Origin of the sequence: Paenibacillus sp. PAMC21692 (assembly GCF_014303795.1) — a bacterium.
Lineage (GTDB): Bacteria > Bacillota > Bacilli > Paenibacillales > Paenibacillaceae > Pristimantibacillus > Pristimantibacillus agaridevorans.
In genome coordinates this window covers 6,322,431-6,345,279 of the sequence record NZ_CP060293.1, presented here as the reverse complement: position 1 = coordinate 6,345,279, position 22,849 = coordinate 6,322,431, and the positions used below count along the sequence as shown (strand labels likewise).

Below are 22,849 nucleotides of genomic sequence, written 5' to 3'. Positions count from 1 at the left end.
GGGTATGAACAAAGAAGGCGCCCGGAACTGGTATGTAATTGATGGATATTTGCCATATAAGGGGAAAGTGGAACAAGATTTGCTTGAAGGCCATGAAGCTATTATGATACTGAATTGTCATGATACGGATGCCACTATATTTATGGATATATTCTATGAAGATCGAGAGCCTGACAAAGATATCAAGTTAAACGTAAATGCCAGAAGAGTCAAGTGCATTCGCATGGATCATCCTGAAGAGATTGGCGGCATCGTACTGGATAGACAAGTCCAATATTCCCTTCGTTTCCGCAGCGATATTGAAGTCATTATTCAGTATGGCAGAATGGATATTGCCCAACCCAATCTGGCGTATATAGGAATGATGGGATATTCGGAGTAGTTGGTACAAGCTGGTACAAGAGAATGGGAAGAGGGGAATTTGCCGCTTATTTGGATGGATACGATCCTGATTCGAGCGTTCAAATTCCTTTCTTTGCGTTCTCTATTAATCGGGTTTTTGCATGGGTTATTCGAAATATAAGGTAGTGGACAGAAGATATTAAATGTGGAAATTAGAAAGTGGTTAGCGGTTATACCCGCTTGTATAATTTTAAACATATCAAGGATATTTCCTTTGATAAATCCAATTCCAAAGGGGCATAAAGCATGAAGAGAAAAAGGATCGTTATGACAACAATTATATTTGTGTTATGCGTGTTGGCGTTGTCTGCTTGTTCGAACGACAAAAATGGGAACAAAGGCAGCGAAGCGACATCGTCGCCGGCACCGTCGGCAACTTCCGAACAAACGGTTGCGATCGATCCTTTAGGCAAATATGATTCGCCTATTTCGATGACTACGGTAAGACGAATTGATGCAAGCATGAATCTGCCGAGTGGTCAAACCTATGAAAAAAACGTGTGGAGCGATGCGATTCTAGAAGAATTGGGAATTGACATTAAAGTGCAATGGAGCGCGGATATTGGCCAATATGACAGCAAACTGAACGTGACGATGGCTTCCGGGGATTTGCCTGATTTAATGCGCGTCAACGGCCAACAACTGCAACAACTGGTCGAAACCGACAGTATAGCGGATTTAACAGAAATTTTCGATCAATATGCGTCGGAAGAAACAAAAAAGCAGTTTGCTGTCGGAGACGGGATTGCGCTTGAGCAATCGTCGGTTGGCGGAAAGTTATATGCCCTGCCTAATACGGCATCCGCGATCGGCGGAGCGGGCGGCCCGCTCATCTGGGTTCGGGCGGACTGGATGAAGAAATTAAATCTGTCAGAGCCTAAAACAATAGAAGATTTTATTCATATAGCAAAGGCTTTTACAAATGATGATCCGGATGGCAATAACATGAAGGATACGTATGGTTTCACATTTGACAATACAGTTAAAAACAGCGGATTATCAGCTTCTGGTTTTTTTAATAGCTTTCATGCTTATCCGGGGTTGTGGATTGAAGACAATAATGGCGGACTTGTGTATGGCAGTACCCAACCGGAAGCCAAAGAAGCCCTTCTAGCGTTGCAACAGCTGTACGCTGATGGGGTTATTGATCCCGAATTTACGGTCAAAGACGCAGCCAAAACAATCGAGATGATCGCTTCAGGAAAAGTAGGAATGATCAATAGCGCGCATTTCTTTGGCCAGTTAGGTCCGCATCAATTAAAGGATAATGATCCAAAATCCGAATGGGTGCCATACCCGCTGCCGTCGATTGATAATGAACCCGCCAAGGTTGGCTTGAATGCGCCTGTTCTTGAGTATTACGTGGTCAGAAAAGGTTACGAGCATCCGGAAGCTATCGTCAAATTATTCAACTATGTCTTTGAAAAAACGGTAGGTAAAGATGCCGGCAAGGAGACATACGATCGTTTCATGTATGATCCGGAGGATGGCAGCATTCAATTATGGAAGCTGGCGCCCGTATTTTCGAATGACGCAACCGATCTTCCGTTTAAGCAGTTTATAGATGCCGTTGACGCCAATGACGAGACTTTGGCTATGGACCCGACAGCCAAATTGCTTTGGGATAATCGTTTGAAAGCGATTAATAACGAAGGCAGCGTATATGGTTGGTCTTTGTATTATCCCGCCTGGAAAATCTTTTTCGATATTATGGATAAAGGCTTATTCGTAAACGACGGTTTCTATGGCGGCAATACGCCCACTATGACGGATAAATCGGCTACCTTGGCAACGATGGAACTCGAAGTATTTACGAAAATCATTATGGGCGCAGTTTCAATCGATGAGTTTGATAAATTCGTTAAAGATTGGCATGCACTGGGTGGAGATCAAATTACTAAAGAAGTGAATGAGTGGAAGCAAATGCAATAACAATGAGCATTTATTGCTTGCATGATTAAAGTATGGCAAGGGCGAAACATCATTTCGCCCTTGTCTATGACGAAGGGGGTTAAATATGCGATATAGGAACTGGGCGAGAGAATTGCCCCTTCATGTAATGATTATTCCGGCACTTTTTATTCTAATCCTATTTGCCTATGTACCGATGACTGGCGTAGTCATTGCTTTTCAAAAGTTTTATCCTGCTTTGGGGATAACGGGTTCGAAGTGGGTGGGTTGGGATAACTTCGAATTTATGTTCAAATTGCCGAATACGATTCAGGTTTTGTGGAATACGGTTATCATTGCGGTGATGAAAATTATTGTAGGAATTGTGCTGCCCTTGATTGTCTCTATATTGTTGAACGAAGTCAATCACAAGCTTACCCGTTCAGGCATCCAAACCCTTATTTATTTACCGCATTTTTTATCATGGGTTGTGCTGGCAGGCATTCTGATTGACATTCTATCAATGAAGGGGATTGTAAACCAATTTCTTCAATTCGCCTTTGGTGTAGATCCTATCTTTTTCCTGGGGGACAATAACTGGTTTCGTTTCGTCGTGGTTGTATCCGATGCATGGAAGGAATTTGGATTCAGCACGATTGTTTACCTTGCTGCCATTGTAGGCATAGATCCCGCTTTGTATGAATCGGCCAAAGCGGATGGAGCAAATCGTTGGAAGCAAACATGGCATGTTACCATCCCGGGGATGATGCCCATTATCGTTCTGCTTACAACATTAAGCATGGGGAATATACTGAATGCCGGTTTTGATCAAATCTTTAATCTTTATAGTCCTGTCGTTTATGAGACGGGAGATATCATTGATACACTGGTCTATCGAACCGGTTTGGTGGAAATGAGCTTTGGTGTTTCAACAGCTGTTGGGCTGCTTAAATCCGTTGTTTCATTAATATTAATATCGATTTCGTACTGGTGTGCATATCGATTTGCAAATTATCGCATCTTCTAAGTTTGGAGGAAACAACATTGAATGCTCATGCGGGACAATTGCAAAAAGTCGCAACTGTTGTTATATATGTGTTTTTAATTGGGCTCGCTGTTTCATGCGTCTTGCCGTTAATTCATGTGTTAGCTATTTCTCTCAGCAGCGCTTCTGCGGCCGATGCGGGAATGGTTACGTTCTGGCCCATTGATTTTACTTTTCAATCCTATCAATATGTCATTGGAAAACAACAATTTCTCGACTCCATGTTCATTTCCGTCAAGAGAATCGTGCTGGGAGTATCGCTTAGCATGTTGCTGACCCTGTTAGCGGCATATCCATTGTCCAAAGAAAAAAACAGCTTTCGATTTCGAACCATTTATGTATGGATATTCGTGTTTACGATTCTTTTTCACGGGGGACTTATTCCTTGGTATATGACGATCCGGTCTGTAGGCATGCTGGATTCGATATGGGCTCTGGTTATTCCTGGAGCGGTTCCGGTATTTAATGTCGTTCTTTTGCTTAATTTTTTTCGTAATTTGCCTAGGGAGATTGAAGAAGCAGCATTTGTTGACGGCGCCAATCACTGGGTTATTCTATTCAAACTGTTCTTGCCGCTCTCGGCCCCCGCGCTTGCGACGCTTACGCTATTTAGTATTGTAGGGCATTGGAATGCATGGTTTGACGGGCTCATTTTAATGAATAATCCAACCAATTATCCTTTAACCAGCTATTTGCAGACCGTTGTCATAGGCAGGGAACTTAGTCAATTGTCGCCTCAGGATGCGATATTGATGTCCAGTATTTCAGATAAGACATCCAAATCGGCACAAATATTTGCCGCGTGCCTCCCGGTTCTGCTCATCTATCCTTTTCTTCAAAGATACTTTATTAAAGGTATCGTATTGGGCAGTGTAAAAGGGTAAATCTATTAACGAAATTAGGAGTGAATGGCTGCAGATTATGAATGAACAAAATGAACTAAGATGGATTTCGCCTGTGGACTTTCCCTTTTTAGTATCAGGATTTGCATGGTGGAAAGAAGAGCGCAGCTTTCGGCGTCTGCCTGCGGCAGCCCATGGAACGATTCGCAGTGTGCTCGACGAGCTAGCGAACAACACTGCAGGGGGGCAAATAAGATTTCAAACGAATGCGACTAAACTGGTTGTCAAAGTGAAGTTGTTTGGAACCAATCCTTATGATCATATGCCGTCAACCGGAGTTAGTGGATTTGATTGTTATTTTGGTCCTCCGGGTTCTCAGCATTATTTTGGAACTACGCGTTTTTCTCATAATGCAGAGCAATACGAGAGCATATTGTTCGAATCACTTGAACCGGAGCTTCGCTATATTACACTTCATTTTCCGCTTTACCAAGGCGTGCATGAGTTGCAAATAGGTTTGAACCCAGATGCAATAATCGGCAATTTCCCGCCGTATGATAATGAAGGCAAGATCATTATATATGGTACATCGATTACTCAAGGGGGATGCGCCTCGCGCCCTGGTATGGCTTATACTAACATTTTGAGCCGGAAGATTAATATGGAATTTATAAATTTGGGATTCTCAGGAAATGGAAAGGGAGATTCAAAAATAGCTGAGCTCATTAGCGAAATTGAACTCCCAAAATGTCTTGTGCTTGATTACGATGCAAATTGCGATACTCTTGATGAATTGGCTAAAACGATGCCTGAGTTTATACAAATAATCCGCAGCCGTCATCCAGTGCTGCCGATTCTCGTTGTATCGCGGATTCCATTTGGATTTGAACATGCTCAAGAACAATCCTATCAAGAAAGAATAGAAAGGATGACCTTCCAACGGGAGCTTGTTAAAGAACTTAAAGAAAACGGAGATGACTTTATTTTCTTTTGCAACGGTGCAGAGTTAATTGGAGACTTATGGAACGAATGCACTGTAGACGGAGTTCATCCTTCTGATTTAGGTTTTTTGCAGCTTGCGAATGGTTTGGCTCCAATCTTGAAAAACATATTGTCTAGGGAGTGAATGTTGTGGAGAAACTCAAGAACGGAAAGGTTTTTATCTGGATGCAATTGCTAGGTTTCGATAGAGAGGACTCCGATCGCGGGGCTGCGAGATTTTTAGATCAGACAGGATTTCTTCCTGATGGCGCATGTGCGCTGCTGTTCCACCCTGATTTCGTCAATCAGTACAAGGGCATGGACGAGGAATACGAACTTCCCGCCGATAATTGTGCTTATTACGGCATACCCCGCAATGCAGAACGTGAAAGACAACCTTGGACTAATTATAATCTTCGCGACCTTTCTGGCAACTTGTCCGACAGCGGAACCGGGCTTTACGCGGGTATCATGGGGGTGTCCATCGGAGATTCCTTTCACCAAGAATGGATTAGCGATCATCCAGAATTACAGTTTCATACAAGAGGCGGCAAACGGCGCGGTTTATTTGCGCTCAAACGCTTTAAAAATGGCGCTTACTACGAGGATTTTTTCGTAGAGCAGCTTTGCCGTACGCTAGTTGATTACGGATTTAAAGGCATACATCTTGCGGACGGTTTTAGCCCAAGCGGAAACATCTATCATGGCGACTACTCAACCGATATGGTGACACAGTTCATCGACCATACAGGGCTGATTTTGCCTGACGGTATTGCTGCGTCGCTTGGAAATGATGAAGCGGAAGCAGAGGACGCCCGCGCAGACTGGATTTGGAAAAATGTCCGTGCAGAGTGGATCGAATTTATGTGCTGGCGTTGGGAAAGCTTCTTTAAAAAAATCTGCGCGCGCGTTCACGCAATCGGACGCGAAGTGATGGTGCTTGGCATGTACTGTACGGATCCATTCGAGACGAAATATTGTCTTGGAACGGATTTGGCTCGGATCATGAATGCCGGCGTTGATTACCTCACCGCCAATATTTTGCCGACCAGTTGTTTTATCGCGTCTCCGTGGGATACGCAAGACTACTATTTCCACCGCTATATGGCTATTGCTCCGATTACTGCAGCACATATTCGACAAGGCCATCTGGTTTCGATGGTTGGTCTACAGGATGCATCTGAGGAATGGGACATGATGAAGCATGTGCCCTGCCTGCACGAACGAGACCTGTATACAATGATGGCCTATCAGCTTGCAGAGAAAGGCGGTTCGAGACGTGCTCTTGAAGGTTATTTCCTGTGTCTCGGCGACGGAATCAAACGCGCCGATTGGGACTGGGAACGAGAACGCATGGAAATCGCCTTCTCCGCAGATGTCGATCGAACGCTCTCGCCTACGATGCTCTGGTCCGACCATGCTTATGAGAACATGTTGGCCGAATATATCCAAACACGTCGCTGGACACCTTTCAAGCTGTTCTACGAGCTTGCGAAGGCCGGAACGCATTGCGGCGCTTGCGTTCGTTCGGAGGATCTCGATTCGTTTACCGGTACATTGCTGGTTCCTGACTTTGATATGTTGTCTCTTGAAGAACAACGCAAAGTAGCGGCATACGATCGTGGATCGGTTGTATGTACAGCTCATGCAGGCTTCGAGCCTTCTGCTTACGGTATCCAGCCAACCATTCTGTTCGCGGACCGCTTTAGCAATCGGCCGTTGACTGTTTTCGCTTTCGGCGCATCGCCGGATGATGATACCCGTGCGGCAATCGAAGCTCTGCTAACTCAAGATGACGGCAAAGCGAATCTGGAAGGCGATCCAGCCGATGCGCCGGATTTCCCTTATACGCTTGTCGACACTTTGCCATTCGTCAAGGTAACAACAGGCTTTCGCGACGCGCTTGCCCGTCTCCTTCTCGATATTGGCGACTGTCCGTTAACATGCGATAAACCTTATCTGGCATATCGGCTTAAGGATGGTACAATTCGGCTCTACTTGTTTAATGACAACGACGTACATTACCGGCGGGCTTTTGTTACGATGAAGGAGCCTGTCGAGGATACGCGGATTGTCTCCAGCTTTCCTATTTTGCCGGTCCGTTACAAGGATTCGGCAACAGGCGGGCTTACCCACCAATACGTTGGCGGATCAACGTATAAGCAAAGTTTTGAGGTCAAGCTTCAACCAGGCGGGGTTACTCTCATAGATGTATATCCACAATAAACGCTGCAGCCGCTCGGAATCCCTATCGGGAAACGAGCGGTTTTTTTTGTGCCGCGAATCAGTAGCCAAAAGATAGTAAAGTGGAAATCGGAAAGTGGTTACCCGTTTAAGAGTGACAGTATAATTAAGCTCGTCAGAAGAGATTATCTTCTACCACTATAAATGGGAGGGATTGTAATGAGATTGGTCAAAATGGTATGCACGCTGGTTCTCTGCCTGACACTGTTGCCCGTATCCGGTATAGGAAGCGTGAACGTGCACGCGGCAACTGAGTCGGATATGCCTGTCGCAGTCGCGGACACACTGGGTGTAGAAATGTTGAATCGCGCATCCGGCACCCAGGTTGCGGGAAGCGATGTTGAAGCGGGAGGCGTGCAGTGGACGGCTAGTCCATCGCTGGTATATTACGAGGACGAGAATGAAAGCTATGTGACTAGCGGCAGCGCTGAAATGCTTGCCAATGCAAGCGTACCCTTTCGTTCGGTTGGAGAGATTGCAAGCATAGAAGCGGAGATTAAGCCGTCAGGGGTGACAGATTGGGTAGGGCTTGGACTGCTGAAAGGGACTGGTCCGATCTGGCAGGATGGAGCGGTATGGATCTATGTCAATAAGAATGGAGAGTACCAGGCTTTCGTAAATGGCACCAAATATTTGGTGAAGTCCGGAGCGCTGCTATCCTATGATGCAAGCGGTTACACCAAAGTTAAGGTGCAGTTAAATTCGACGGAAGCTACGATCTCCATCTGGCTCAATGAAGAGCTTGTTGTGAATCAGCATGACATTAGCGGGATTGAAGGGTTCGCTCCGAACATATCGCATGCGGGCTTTGTGCTCAGCGGTGCAACGGCATATGGACAACGAGTGAAAAACCTGATCGTTCGGGGGGAAACATTGGCTATTTCGGATACGTTGGCAATCAATGGCACGAATCGCACGGTTGGCGCTTCTCTCAAGGAGAAGGAGACGGAGTTCGATGGCCGAAAGTGGGAAGCCGGTCAGAATCTGGTGTTTGCAGGGGATGAAAGCGAAAGCTATATTACCAGTTCAGTGCGAGGCTCATCTACTGCCAGTGTCCCATTTAAGTCCGTTGGACCGGTATCCAGCGTGGAGGCGGATATTTATCCGGCCGGCGTAGAGGACTGGATCGGATTGGGGCTGAATAAAGGTACGGGCGCCATGTGGCTGGACGGCCAAATATGGATTTACTTGAACAAGAACGGAGAATACCAGGCCTTTTTGGACCGGACGCAAAATATGGTCAAGAATGGAGTGGCTCCAGGATTTGATGCAAACGGCTATACTAGAGTGAAGGTCGAATATAATGCTTCAGAGCATACAGTCAGCATATGGATGAATGGTCAGATAATTTTGGATAAGTATGATGTTGGCCAGATCGCAGGCTTCATTCCTGACATTAATTATGCGTCCTTCATGTTCAGCAATGCGACCGCGAATGGCCAGAGAATCAAAAACTTTATCGTAAAGGGCGTAGCGGCCCCCATGGAGCCTGAATATCCAGTTGATCTGGAGCCGTTCGCGCCAAGCGACTTCCCGATCGGGGTTTTCGAGGATGCGCTCCAGATAAGAGGCAATAAACAAAGATTCAAGGAAATCATTGCAGACCTGCATAGCCATGGCTTGGACTCTATTATGATTACGAATGGCAATGTGGACGAAGACCACTTTATGTTCGAGGCAACTGACAAATACGGTGTGGGCGTGCATTACGGACCGCATGCGAATACGTATGATTGGATGCACAGCGAGGCTGCCGATCCGCAGCTATTTCAACCGATTGCAGATAATATCATTAATAAATTAAAAGATCATCCGAGCATCAAGAGCATTAATCTGTCGGATGAACCGTTTCTGGAGGCATTAAACAATCATGTCGTCGCAACGGATTATTTTCATGAAAATGCCCCGGGGCTGAAAATTTCCACTCCGCTCGTCGGTTTGGACCGGGTGGGTCCCATCTTCTCCGCGGCTGGGCTGGATACCTTGCTTATTGACGTTTACCCCGCCGCGAAGCACAACCCGGTTGGCGACTTTACGTTAAATGCCTTCGGATATTCGTCATGGGACTTTGTCAGCTATGTCCGCAAAGTAGTAGAAGAAAAGCCGGAAGATACTCCTTTATGGATGATATTGCAAACGCATAAATTTGATTCAGGACGCTTCTCTACACGGACACCTGTTGTGGGCGAACTGAGAATGCAGAACTGGATGGCCATAGGAGAAGGAGCTACGGGCATATTCTGGTTTATCTATGGTACACAGCAAAGCTGGCTTGGACTTGAGGACAGCCCTGCGCACTATGATGAAGTCAGCTCGTTAGCCAATCGCGTTCGACCTTTGAAAGAGACTTTATTGAATGCAAAAAAGGATGAGGATCGATTTACAGTCGCAGGAACCGGTAATACTCAGCCATATGTAAGTACGTTGGTGAAACGGGACGGGAGCAAGTCCTACGTGGTCGCTGTGAACACGGATGCCGAACAGCAACAGGAACTGACGCTAAGCTCAGCTTACTATACAGGCAGCTTGAAGGACCTCGAAACGGGCGCGATTTATGAAATTGGAACTTCCGCAATCAGCTTCTTGCCAGGAGACGGCAAATTGTTCGAAGTAATCCCAACGACTTCCAGAACTAGCCCGGTTGTTCAATTGTCGACCCCTGATCAAGGAACGATTCTGTCGGAGAATGGTTCGCTTACGCTTCAAGCAAGCGCAACCGATCCGCAAGGTATTGCCAAGGTCGAGTTCTGGGCAAATGGAAAGAGAATAGGAACAGCTGCATCTGCTCCTTTCAAGATGGAATGGAAAGAGCTGAAGGCGGGCAGCTACACCTTAACGGCAAAAGCAATCAGCAGTCAAGGGGTTGCGGCCCAATCGCAACCCGTCCATATTATGGTGCTCGGCAGCGGAAATAAGGCGCAAAATCCTTCCTTTGAGGAAGGTGAGAATAACGAAGGCATCCCTGTGGGATGGACGTTCCCGGCTTCCGTTACTCCCGTTCTGGATGAGAGTGCTTCGCGCTCCGGCGGGACATCCCTGCAAATAGCGGGAGCTGCCTCGGGTACCGTTATGAGACAAAGCGTAAATCTGGAGCCGTACAAGGAGTATGAGCTGAGTGCATGGGTCAAAACGGATAAGATTAAGGGGACGGGCTTGTCCTTGCGTATGTCCGTAGAAGGAGCCGCAACTTATCGATATGAATCCGAACCACTGTTCGGCACCAAGGGATGGACACGTCTGGTTACGCGCTTTATGACACCGACCGTCGTGAACAACGGATGGATAGATATTCGCTTAGACTCGCTATCGGCTCCTGGTACGGTATGGCTGGATGACATTAGTCTTACTGCTACGGGCAGGGACATGCTTATCGACGATCTTGCTCTTCACTGGACCTTCGATGAAGGCAGAGGCACAAACGCCTATGACTCGACTGCTCTTGCCAGGCATGGCAGCATTTCAAGAACGGTTGATGGCGTTCCAACGAATGAGATTCCTTGGGTTCCCGCGTATTACTCCGGTAAAATCGGAAGCAATTCCATGTACCTGGATGGGGGCATTAATTATGTAGCCAATCAGGAAACCGGCGTGCTCGATGAACAAAGCTTCACGATCTCAACATGGTTAAAGCCTTATGAGAACGGGCGGCGAATGGTTATTTACTCTAATAAAAACGTCGTATTGGAGATCAATGAAGCAGGAGCGCTGCAGCTCAAAATGTTGTCAGACTCTGCAGAGGGAGTATGGACTACTGTAACAGGAGGGCCAGTTTCCACAAATAACTGGTCGCATGTCGCGGTTGTATACGATGCAGAAGCAGGAGCGGCATTATATATAAATGGTGAATTGGCGAGTGAACCTAACAATGCGGCATACCTCTCACAGGGTTCCTCAGGCACTGTATTGGGTACATCGCTGCAAGAAGCTGGCGTGAATTTCCACGGTTATCTGGATGATTTTCGTATTTATCAGCGGAAGCTGAATGAGAGTGAATTATCGCGTCTTATTTTGAATGCGGAATATGATGAGAACTCAGAAGAGCCTGGCAATGGAAACGGCAATGGCAATGGCAATGGCTCAGGAAGTGGCAGTGGAACCGGAGGGGAGGCAGGTTCTGGCCTGGCGGAAGTTGCAATCGAGGACGGCATTGTGGTTGTTCGCATGAAAGATAGCCAGAAGTCGGTTTCCATACCCATAAGTCAGATTACTGGGTACCCATTGCAGGTTCAAACAGGCGAAGCGCTGTTAAAGATTGAATCGGCTGAGTTGAACGCCTTGCTGGGCAGAGCGGGCAATACGGCGGGTGCGACTTTGGAGATTGAGTTTGCGCAAGCAAGTGAGCAGGTATTGAAGGAGGCTGCTGGCAAAAAACCGGATGATGCTATTCGCATCGTGAGTCCAGCCTATACTGTATCGGTCTTGCTTGTTACGGCCGATGGCAAGAAGATCAAGCTCGAACAAACGGCTGCTGGCGTAAGTTTGGAGCTCCCATTACTGGCAACGGACATTGACCGTAAACTGACGAGTATTTACTATTATGATGCTTTGAATAAGAAATGGGTTTATAACGGAGGGATCGTGAATTCGAAATCGGAACGGATCACTCTGAAGCTTAAACAAATCAGCCCGTATGCTTATGCGGCAATGGAATACAAAAAGAATTATGCAGATATTCCGAATACGCATTGGGCCATGCAAGCTATTCAAACTTTAGCGGCAAGGCAAGTCATCGATTGGGAGAACGGAAACCGTTTTAACCCCTCGGTCCAGATTACCCGCGCAGAATTTGTGGCTATGCTGGTTCGCAGCATGCAATTGGAGATTCCGAAAGATGGGCTAATAGCGTTTACGGATGTTGATGCAAATGCCTGGTATGCAGGCAGCATTAAAGCTGCTGTTGCTGCAGGATTGGTAACCGGGATTGACCAAGGGCGGTTTGCTCCCGAACGGCACATTAGTCGTGCGGAGATGGCGGTGCTGATGTCAAGAGCGCTTGGCATGACGATCCATTCTTCTGCAAGTGCCGCATTCAGCGATTCGCAACAAATCCCGGCATGGGCATTGGGACATGTAGCTGCCTTGCATCAAGCCGGATTAATTAAAGGAAAAGGAAACAACAAGTTTGTGCCTGAAGGTAAGGCGACGCGTGCGGAAGTGGCTATGATTTTGTTTAACATGCTGACATTGGAGCCAGGCTTGAAGTAAATCGCAGAGCATTAATTCGCCGAATGCCCACCAAACCAGTCCATCCAAATCGGACTGGTTTTTCTTTGGGCTATTTCGTATAAAAACCCACCTTATTGCCGTGAATTGCCTACTGTTATAAGAGTGCGTGAGGGTATAAAATGTTCTATATTTATGTCTCCAATACGCAGCTTAGATCAGCAAGAAATACACGACGGGAACCGTCTACATAGCCGTTAAAAACAATATGACGATTGTCCGGCGTCCAAGCGGGATGAGCATCTACGCGAAGCGAGCCATCTTTGCTGGAAGCGGGGTAATCGACATTTATTCTTATAAGCGTCTGCTCCGATTGCGTTTGGAGATCAATCCATCGGATCGGAATTGTCCCGTCTCCAAACGCTGTCGGCTCCCAGGCATATGTATCCGTAACCATATGGCGACCGTTGGGGTGTACGGTTGGATGTCCAGAACCAGGCATACGATCGGTTATCATACGCAAATCCTTTCCATCATGCCGTACCTGAACAAGTTTAACCTGGCCCTCTTCATGGATGTCCAGATTCATTGATAAATGCTCTCCATCAGGAAACCAATTAATATGATGTCCGCCTTTTCTCCATTGCTCAGGACCTACTGCGACAAAAATGTCTGATCCATCCGGCTTCATCGTCAGCACCCAAAAGTCAAGCTTTTTATTAATTTGATTCCATGGCTGGGCTTCATCGGTTTGATACCAACGCATTGTAAAAATTAACCGGGTTCCTTGCGGGTTAAATTTACAATGGAACCCGTAGCATTCCCCTTTTTCATACAATGATTTATCTATTTTAGGCTGAGCTTGATCGAAAATATCACGTATAGATACGACAAGTCTACGCTTGCCCGATTTCGTATCTGTCATATATAAGCCGTCATCGTCCACAAAGCCAAAGTTGCGGGGAACTCGATCTTCGGGAACGATAACACCGTACCCAGCTTGCGTTCGACGCATTGTAGTTGCGTTGGCACAAATAATTTGACTGCCGTCGGGAGAGATGCGATAGATCGAGCCTTCAAGCCGACGCTTCACACCGCTAAGCGGATCGATACAAATGATATGGGGCTCCCAGCTTACAGTGTCTACATCATTAAAATATAACGAATGATCGTCGCTGCCCCAGTTAATGTTGGCGCCTAATTGATACTCCCAGCCATAGGTTTGCGCAATTACCTGCTCCTCGGCAGTATGCAAATCAATAAGTACAACATCGGCAGCTTCACCGGCATGATTGATCCGATCTAGATAAGGCATCCGGATTACAGCCAAATACCTTCCCGATGGGCTGACGGGCGAGGTATCAAAAAAGCGGTGCAATCCGCCCCCTTCGCCAGGGGTAACGCACCATACAGGTACGGCTGGATTGTATTCGGTATAACGAGGGAATTTCTCGCTAATAAGCATAGCTGCAACCTCCATTAATGATATGTAGTTTGGATATGAATCCTATTATATGAAATCCAACCACTTTTTTATTTGTCTAGCTCTTAGAATTTTTTATCCAAGGCTATGATATAATCTTGAAAAGCATCATGAAGTGGGGAGATGTCATGGGCAAATTTGGCGTTCGGATATTATGGACTGCGCGTTATGATTACGTGAAGGGTGAACGTCTCAAGCTGCATCGACATCCTTATTATCAAATGATTTGGATCGCGGATGGCAGTGGCGTATTTCATCATGATGATGAAATATACGAGCTGAAGCCTGGCACGCTCTTTTTTATAAAGCCGAATCAGCCCCATGGTTTGTCAGTATCAAACGAACAATCCTTGAAAACGTTAGATATTAAATTTCATATTGATTCAAAGGAGCTTGCCCGTTCAGTTGATCATATTCCTATTCAAGTTCAGCATCCGAGCAGGGAGATTCCTAGACTGCTTGAACTTATTCGGCAGGAGGGCTTGATAAGGACAAGCCATTATTTGGAGCTTGCTGAGCTTCGAGTCGTTGAATTACTCTATCTATCATCACGTTCTGTAGAGACGTTTACGAATCAGCGGAGTCAGAGTATGGTGGAGGTCGGTTTGCTAGAGCAGCCGGTTTCTCGAGCTAATCTATCTCCGGCAGAAAAAATGGAGCAATGGATTATGCAGCATGCGGATCAAAATTGGACAATTACGGAAATGTCTAAAAGTGTTGGCTATAGTCCGAGTTATTTAAGCCAGCTTTTCAAACAATACAAAGGCTTGACGATTACAGCTTTTTTAAAGGAAGTTAGAATATATCGTGCTAAAGAATGGTTAACGTATTCTGATTTAAGCATTAAACAAATTGCCGAAAAAGCGGGCTTCAAAACCGTACATCATTTTTCTCGCGTTTTTAAAGAAATGGAAGGAATTACGCCGGGACAATGGATGGCTAAGGAAAATTTAGGCATTCGCAAAGATATTGTTTTTAATGAAGGGCGATAATGGGCGTGGGGGACTGTCATGAGCGTTTCTTTTAAAACGAAGCTGCACTCGCTTTTTATTATGCTGATGGTCATTTTTATTGTGCTGTCAACTGTCATTAGTTATGTCGTATCTAAACAGCTAATTATTAATAATATTAAGGCTTCTAACGAGAGTGAATTGCTATTAAGTATGCAAACGATGCAAAACTTAATGCAAAAAAGCAAGGAGCAGTTCAGATTATTTGTAGAGGATTATAAACCCACCATACAAGAATGGGTAACAGAAAGACCTTTTAATGAAAATTTAGATAGCTATAATAGAAAAATCATTTCGGATATTTTAGCTTTTTTATATACGAACAAAGAATTTACGGGCATGTATATTGTTAATAATGAGCAATTGATTGGGACATCATTAAATACACAGCTCATTACAAAAACAACTGAAAATCCGCTTTCCGGGAACCTTGATGCTTCTCGAAAGTACTTCAAAGACTTACTTATTCAAAATGGCCAGTTCTCGAAAGACAGCTTGACGGAAGAAAATATGCAACTCATCCCAATAAATGAAGGCGCTTTTATAGTAGCTGTTTTGGATTTGCAAAATCTGGCTTTACTAAACAATGTTAGTCTGACCTATATTAACAATAAGGAGCAAGTTGTATTTAGCAGTGGAGAAAAGCAAGAAAAAATAACGACGATTCTTGAGCCTAAGGAAAATAGTACAGGGACCATTTATACCTATCAAAAAAATCAACAAATTGTTTCTTCCTATACAACCGATAAGCAGGAGCGTTATGTACTTATTCATGGTATTAGCCAGCTAAGCGATCGCTTTGGGCAAATCATCTGGATTGTAATAGCGCTATCGTTTCTACTCATCTTATTGTTTGCAATTGTATCCAATAAAGTAGCGATTCGAATTTTAAATCCAATTTATGATTTTATTAATAAGCTGAAACAAATAAAAGGCTACGAAGATAGGCAACTAATGAAGGACTATATTTCTTCCTATAAAGGACAAGCTACAGTTGCCGGCCATATATTTAAATATTATTTTCTTATAATCATCCCTGTATCTATTGTAATTGTTGTTTCTTTTCTTTCCTTTGACAAAATTATCGAATCTAATTCCAAGCAGGATTTGCACAATATTATAAATAAGACCAAGGACGGCATTGAAAATAATATTCGGTCCTATACGTTCTATATTCGTTATTTGTCGCTGGATAGAGAATTTCAAAGTTTAATGCTTTTAGCAGGAAATGATGAGACAGAATCCTATCATGCAGCATTCTCTGATCTTTTAGTACGAAAAGGAATATTGAATAAGGAAATTAGTACGGTAGCGATATATAACGCAAATAATCGGCTAATCTACTCCAACGTGAGTCAGCCCAATGGACAGCAATTTTTAAAAGAAAAGGTTTCAGGTGTTTCTGGTTATGCAAGAGAGCTGGAAATTGTTAAAAATGAACTGGACTCTATGCCACCTGTCGTAATGATGAAAAAATCAATCTTATCTTTACTTGATCCAACCGAAGAGTTGAAAAAATTCGACTATATGGGATTTATTGAACTGGGTATTCAAAATATATTTACATCTACAAACCTTTTACCAGCTAACGAGTATGCTATCCATTTGCTTGATCAGAGAGGACAGTCATTCCCGCTTACTACATCCATGGAAAATAGAGCGAAAAAAACAACCTTTATTCAATTGCCATTAGAGGAAGATAAACTGCAGCTTGAGGTTCAAGCATCGAATTATTGGAATAAACAGAAGTACGTATTTATTCTTCTCTATTCCATTGAAATTGCTTGCATGCTGCTTATTATTATTTGGGTTTCGAGTCACTTAGGCAGACGAATGACCGCGCCGATCGTTCGAGCCATTCAAGTTATGGAGATTTACCCGGAGCAAATCAATGCTCGGCTTGATAGCGCGGAGAAGGAATTTGAATTTATTGTATTAGCCAAAAACTTCAATCAGATGCTTGCACGATTAGAGCATTTGACTGATGAGCTAACCTTAAAAGAGTTGGAAAATGTTTCGCTTGAGCGGCGCATTCATAAGCTGGTAAGACAAGCTCTGCAAGCGCAAATTAACCCACACTTTCTTCATAATATTTTCACCTCCATTATGATGCTTGTAAAATCCGGAAAAAATGATAAAGCTGCTAATATGCTGGTCGATACTGCGGAATTTCTAAAGTCGGGCCTGTACGGGACGAGTGAATTAGTTCGTATGCAAAATGAATTAGACCATGTAAACGCCTACATGAAACTGCAAAGCATACGTCATGAAAATCAGCTTAAATTAGTAATCGATGTCGATGAGCCGCTTAAACAAATTCATACGCCGAAATTTATTTTACAACCCATTGTCGAAAATTCGATTCATCATGGACTGGAAAAGGATCGACTGCTTACCATTCGTATTCATTGTTATTTGGAGGGACCTAACACGCTTAACATCGTTATCCTTGATGACGGAAAGGGAATGTCGCCAGAGCGTTTTAAAGAAATAAGCGATCAATTGGAAAAACGTACTCAAACGGCTCATTACGGCTTATCTAATGTCCATGAGCGGATTTACCTTGAATTTGGCCCCCCTTATGGTTTATTGATCGAGCAATCCATAGAGCGTGGAACGATCGTTTCGATTAGATTGCCTTACGGATTGGAGGGAAACTAAGTGGCGGATTACGCAGTAATGATTGTTGATGATGAAAAAATAATAAGGGATGGATTGCAGGAAGCGATTAACTGGGAGCAATTCGGCTTTTATATTGCCGCAACTGCGAGTGATGGGGTAGAGGCTATTAAAAAATTTCGATCGGTTCGTCCGGATATTATTATTATGGATATTAAAATGCCGGAAATGGACGGGCTGGCCGCGCTCGAACAAATAAAAGAAGAGAATAGCGATACAGAGGTGGTGTTGCTAAGCGGCTATGAGGAATTTTCTTATGCAAAGAGCGGTATTAGGCTCGGAGCATTTGATTATATTTTAAAATTAAAAGTGTTTCAGGAATTGGAAGCCGTGTTGGAAAGACTTCGAAAGCATTTGGATGAAAAGAGAAAACAAAGCAGTAGTTTAATGCAGTTTCATCAGTTGAAAAACAATTATCTTTTTCTGAGATTTATTCGCGGTAAAACGCCAACGGGAATTACGCTTTCCAACCAGGATACACTGTACAGCGTGGTTAGTATATGGATGGATGAGGAAAAGCATGAAGCTAGTGAACGTATTGCCCAGTCCATTGGCGACTTGCCGCATGTAATGGGGGCAGAAAATCAATATATTCATATTATTTTATTCCAAGAAGGCAATCAATTTGAGACACATCTACAGCAGTTCTCGAAAGGTATTGAAGCTATTGAGCGATGCCTTAAGCACGAATTTCATGGAACACGTTATGTAATGGGTATAGGTGCTGTCAAGCCTACGGTAGCAGAACTGCCGGATAGCTTCCGCGAGGCCATGAAGACGGTTGATTATTTACGTTGTTTGAAAGACGGCCAAGCAACAATGATTTACTCGGAATGGGTTGATGCTGCGCCATCTACGTTTGACCTAAACGATACACATGAAGGATGGATCAACTGGGTATATAGCGGAGATGCAGAAAGGTTGCTTGCCTGGATATCCGATCTATTTAAACAAGCTTATATGGCTAAGGACATGACATTGAAGGACATGAAGACCATCTGTATCCAGGTGCTTTTACAATTTGTATCCGCGATGCGCTCAGCTAAAAAGAGTTGCAATGACGATTCCAATTTTATTGAAGAATTAAAGGATTATGATTCGCTGCATGAGCTGGAAAGCTATATGATTGACCGTTGCAAGCGGTTATGCGAGCTTATTCATGATAATATCCAAATGCAAAAAAATATAAGCATTACTCTTGTCAAAGAATATATCGATCAGTTTTATACGAGTCCGCTAAGCTTGTCTGGGGTTGCCGAACATTTTCATTTTAGCTCGGGCTATTTATCGCTTCAATTCAAAGAATATACAGGAAAAAACTTTACTCAGTATATCATTAATAAACGGTTGAATAGATCCTGCGAATTGCTAACGGGTACAACGCTGCAAATTTATAAAATTGCCGCAGAAGTTGGCTACACCGATGAAAAGCACTTCACCAAACTGTTTATTCGGCACTTCGACATGAATCCAAGAGAGTATAGAATGAAGCATCAAGCCAAACATAAAAACAGTTAATTTTTTCGAAAAATAGCCTCGCAATAAGGGGCTATTTTTTTATTTCTCACGAATCGTTTGTATAAAAAGCCACTTTATTGATGCGAATCACCTACTGTTTCAACCCCTTGGAAAGGCTTACAATTGGGTTAAATTACTGCGAGGTGAAGCTAACATGAATCTGCATTTCGAGAAATTCAAAAAGATTTATTCCAGGCATGAAGTTTTTCTTTTTATTATTCCGGCAATCGTTTTTTACGTCGTGTTTAAGTACAAGCCGCTGTATTTTCTGCAAATTGCTTTCAAAGATTACCGGATTACACGTCCGATTGAAAACAGCCCGTGGATCGGTTTTCAAAAGTTCCAGGAATTGTTTAGCTCCAGCGATTTTCAACAAGTATTTATGAATACGATCATTATAAATTTTTATAAGCTCGCAGTCGGCTTTCCGCTGCCGATCTTGCTGGCGCTGTTATTAAATGAGCTTCGCAGCGAACGCTTTAAACGCTTAAGCCAATCTCTTCTGTATTTACCGCATTTCATATCGTGGTCTGTACTGGGCGGCGTGCTTTACAATATATTGTCCGTTGATCAAGGCTTAGTAAATAGTATTTTAAACTTTTTCGGCATCGAGTCTATATTCTTTATGGGGGATCCTGTTTATTTCCGTTCTGTATTAGTCGGTTCGGAAGTGTGGAGAAATTTAGGCTGGGGGACAATCTTATATCTTGCAGCTTTGACGCGTGTCGATACAACCTTGTACGAAGCAGCATATGTCGATGGAGCAACTCGAATTCAACGGCTCTTTTATATTACGATTCCCGGCATATCTTCAACGATTGTAGTCCTTTTTATTATTCAAACAGGGCATTTGCTAGATGTTGGTTTCGAACAAATTTTAGTTCTTGGCAACGTAATGGTTCAAGACGTAGCAGATATTATTGACACCTATGTTTTCCGGGTTGGATTGCAGCAAGGCCAGCATAGCTTGGCGACTGCAGCGGGGCTATTTAAAACCGTAATCGCGGGCATTATGGTATTTGGCGCAGATCGGTTGGCCAAAATGTTAGGACATCGTGGAATTTTATAAGCGAGGAGCATGAAGAAAGTGACCATTAAAAAGTTTTCTTTGTGGGAAGCAGTATCTATTATAATTATTAGTTTGTTATGTCTCGTTATGTTGTATCCGTTTTGGCAAACAGTCGTCGCTTCCTTTATGACGGAAGCCGAATATTTAAGCTCTCCTTTAAAGCTGTATGTTGCAGAACCGACATTTGCGGCGTATAAAGCGATTTTCAATAATGGCGAACTATTTATCCATTTAAGAGTGACGGTTTTAATTACGATTGTAGGCACTTTTGCCAGCCTGTTCTTTACGGGGTATTCCGCTTATGGTTTATCAAAGTCGTTCCGTGGATCTTCTGTCGTTATGTTTTTTATCATTATGACGATGTTTTTACATCCAGGGTTAATTCCGGAATATTTGAACTATAAAAGCTTGGGACTCATTAATAATTTTGCCGTCTATATCCTGCCATTTCTAATTAATACATTTTATTTGATTATTATGAGAACAAGCTTTCTCGAGTTTCCAAAAGAGCTCGAAGAGGCGGCCAAAATAGACGGTTGCAATCATTTCCGTATCTTTTTTACGATTGTTTTACCTTTATCTAAACCATTGTTTGCATCGATTGGCCTGTTTTTAGCAGTAAGCTTCTGGAATACGTATATGCAGTCCGTATTTTTTATCACGGAAAACGATTTGAAATCCGTTCAGGAGTATTTGCAACGGTTAGTTACGGACAGCTCCGATATAGAAGGAATTATATCGGCGGATACAGGAGAGCTTGCATACAACGTAAATACGTTAAGATTAGCGAACATCGTGTTAGTGCTGCTGCCGATTGTAACGGTATATCCGTTTTTGCAAAAATATTTCGTACAAGGTCTAATGATCGGGTCCGTCAAAGGTTGATTAAAATGAGGGGGGATAAGGTCAGCTCGATTCGAAATAGCACGGAAAGAACTTATGTAATGATTATTATAATTTTATAAAAAGGGCGTGTTAGGCATGTTGAAAAACGTAAAAATATTTTCACTACTCATTTCATTGCTTGTGGTTGCAGCAGGTTGCCAAGCTAATACGGATTCCGGGAAAAACTCCAGCGGTTCAGATGGCTCTAGCTCCAGCAGCCCTAGCCCTTCCGAGCAAGCTGCAGCAAATGAAGTGGATTTAAGTAAAAAGTATACGATCAAAATGTTTACTTGGGGACCTAAGGATTTGGACAAGGATGATGCGATCGTTAAGCATTTGAATGAGAAATTTAATATTGACCTCAAGGTAGAGCGAGTTCTGTCATTAGAATATACGAAAAATCTTGAAGTGAGAATTGCATCCGGCGATATGCCTGATATATTCCGTTACAATATGAATACGCCAGGCACCTACAGGCATTTATACGAAGATGGTTACTTGATGAACTTTGCCGAGTACGCAGATAAATATAAATTAGATGGATTGAAAGCCTATATGAGTATTCCGGAAATGGACGAATTTAAGGAAGAGGATGGGATGTATCAGCTTCCTTCCAGCCCTGGCAAGGAAATTTCACCGATCCTTATTCGCCAGGATTGGTTGGACCAGCTCGGACTTGAGGCGCCTAAATCATGGGACGAGCTGCAAAATCATCTTCAATTGATAAAAGATAAGAAACTTGGCGGGGATAAAACTGTCGGGCTTGTATCGAGCTTTGGATTCTTTTCCGGAATAGGCGTTTCATCGGTTGGTTGGACGGGCTCCTACGAATGGGGCAAGTTAGACGGAGAATGGACTTACGAGAAGGCTATGCCGGATTACAAAGGTTTCTTGACATATTGGAAGGATATGTATGCAAACGGGTTGTTAGACAGAGAAATATTTACGAATAATGAATCACAAGAGCATGCCAAGTTTACAAGCGGGCAAGCCGCAGCCATACTCACTGCCCCAAACCGTGTGGCGGTACTGGAAAAAACAATAACCGATTCGGATAAAAATGCAAAAATCAGCATTATCAATCCATGGCTCGAGGGACAGAAAGGCCCGTTATATGGAACATTGCTTCCTTATACTTCGCCTGTTGTAGCTATTAAGAAAGACAGGGATGAGGATTTCCTTGCGCGAGTTGCCCTGTTAATGGATTATATGCACACAGAGGAAGGCGTTAAAATTCTTAATTTCGGAATGGAAGGCGTCCATTACAACATGAAGGATGGACAGATGGTTCGTACGGAGCAATATGATCGTGACATCATACCTGCATTAGGCAATCTCATTGCGGGGTTTACAGATTATAGCCTAGCGAAACAAGATGTAAGCGAAGAGCTGAAGAAGTTATATGCCGATGTAGATACGAATGCTGTTTCTCCGCCGCTAACTCCGCTGTCCTATGGCGACGCGGCAACCCACTTGCTAAACATCGAACAGAAGCAGCGCGACTGGGTCGTAAACTTTATCACAGGCAAAAACGATGTTGAGAAGGATTGGGACGCTTATATACAAGAGATGAATAACGCAGGACTTGAAAAGCTGACTCAATCGATTAGAGAAAACAATTAACATTAAAAGGACCGA

Annotated in this window: 14 protein-coding genes; 13 read left to right on the top strand and 1 reads right to left on the bottom strand. The window is 43.7% G+C overall.

What is annotated here, in order from left to right:
• Nucleotides 1-4 precede the first annotated feature (4 nt).
• From H7F31_RS25825 to H7F31_RS25795, 7 genes are all read left to right on the top strand, one after another.
• Complete coding sequence (locus H7F31_RS25825) at nt 5-382, top strand: sensory rhodopsin transducer (protein ID WP_187101140.1); 378 nt, start codon at nt 5-7, stop codon at nt 380-382.
• A gap of 266 nt (nt 383-648) precedes the next feature.
• Nucleotides 649-2,334 carry an extracellular solute-binding protein gene (locus tag H7F31_RS25820; RefSeq protein WP_187101139.1) on the top strand — a complete coding sequence of 562 codons (1,686 nt, stop codon included), beginning with the start codon at nt 649-651 and terminating at the stop codon, nt 2,332-2,334.
• Nucleotides 2,335-2,419: 85 nt separating this feature from the next.
• A complete protein-coding gene (locus H7F31_RS25815) occupies nt 2,420-3,319 on the top strand; it encodes an ABC transporter permease (RefSeq protein ID WP_187101138.1) in 900 nt (299 codons plus the stop codon).
• A gap of 17 nt (nt 3,320-3,336) precedes the next feature.
• Nucleotides 3,337-4,221, top strand: coding sequence for a carbohydrate ABC transporter permease (locus H7F31_RS25810; protein WP_187101137.1), 885 nt, complete (start codon nt 3,337-3,339; stop codon nt 4,219-4,221).
• Nucleotides 4,222-4,258: 37 nt separating this feature from the next.
• Nucleotides 4,259-5,305, top strand: coding sequence for an SGNH/GDSL hydrolase family protein (locus H7F31_RS25805; protein ID WP_187101136.1), 1,047 nt, complete (start codon nt 4,259-4,261; stop codon nt 5,303-5,305).
• Between the two features lie 5 nt (nt 5,306-5,310).
• A complete protein-coding gene (locus H7F31_RS25800) occupies nt 5,311-7,386 on the top strand; it encodes a hypothetical protein (RefSeq protein ID WP_187101135.1) in 2,076 nt (691 codons plus the stop codon).
• Between the two features lie 177 nt (nt 7,387-7,563).
• Nucleotides 7,564-12,609 (top strand): S-layer homology domain-containing protein, encoded by a 5,046-nt coding sequence (locus H7F31_RS25795; protein ID WP_187101134.1) that lies wholly within the window; start codon nt 7,564-7,566, stop codon nt 12,607-12,609.
• Nucleotides 12,610-12,760: 151 nt separating this feature from the next.
• On the opposite strand, the gene H7F31_RS25790 is transcribed toward H7F31_RS25795, so the two are convergent.
• Nucleotides 12,761-14,032 carry a TolB family protein gene (locus tag H7F31_RS25790; protein WP_187101133.1) on the bottom strand — a complete coding sequence of 424 codons (1,272 nt, stop codon included), beginning with the start codon at nt 14,030-14,032 and terminating at the stop codon, nt 12,761-12,763.
• Nucleotides 14,033-14,178: 146 nt separating this feature from the next.
• On the opposite strand from H7F31_RS25790, the gene H7F31_RS25785 reads away from it, so the two are divergent.
• The 6 genes from H7F31_RS25785 to H7F31_RS25760 all read left to right on the top strand — a co-directional run bounded on the left by H7F31_RS25785 (nt 14,179) and on the right by H7F31_RS25760 (nt 22,834).
• Nucleotides 14,179-15,042: a helix-turn-helix transcriptional regulator gene (locus tag H7F31_RS25785; RefSeq protein ID WP_187101132.1), complete on the top strand. Its 864-nt coding sequence runs from the start codon at nt 14,179-14,181 to the stop codon at nt 15,040-15,042.
• A gap of 18 nt (nt 15,043-15,060) precedes the next feature.
• A complete protein-coding gene (locus H7F31_RS25780; RefSeq protein ID WP_187101131.1) occupies nt 15,061-17,721 on the top strand; it encodes a sensor histidine kinase in 2,661 nt (886 codons plus the stop codon).
• Nucleotides 17,722-19,257, top strand: coding sequence for a response regulator (locus H7F31_RS25775; RefSeq protein ID WP_187101130.1), 1,536 nt, complete (start codon nt 17,722-17,724; stop codon nt 19,255-19,257).
• 154 nt (nt 19,258-19,411) lie between these two features.
• Nucleotides 19,412-20,326, top strand: coding sequence for an ABC transporter permease (locus H7F31_RS25770; protein ID WP_187101129.1), 915 nt, complete (start codon nt 19,412-19,414; stop codon nt 20,324-20,326).
• 18 nt (nt 20,327-20,344) lie between these two features.
• Nucleotides 20,345-21,211, top strand: a complete 867-nt coding sequence (locus tag H7F31_RS25765; protein WP_187101128.1) for a carbohydrate ABC transporter permease — start codon at nt 20,345-20,347, stop codon at nt 21,209-21,211.
• Nucleotides 21,212-21,307: 96 nt separating this feature from the next.
• Nucleotides 21,308-22,834, top strand: a complete 1,527-nt coding sequence (locus H7F31_RS25760) for an extracellular solute-binding protein (RefSeq protein ID WP_187101127.1) — start codon at nt 21,308-21,310, stop codon at nt 22,832-22,834.
• Nucleotides 22,835-22,849 lie beyond the last annotated feature (15 nt).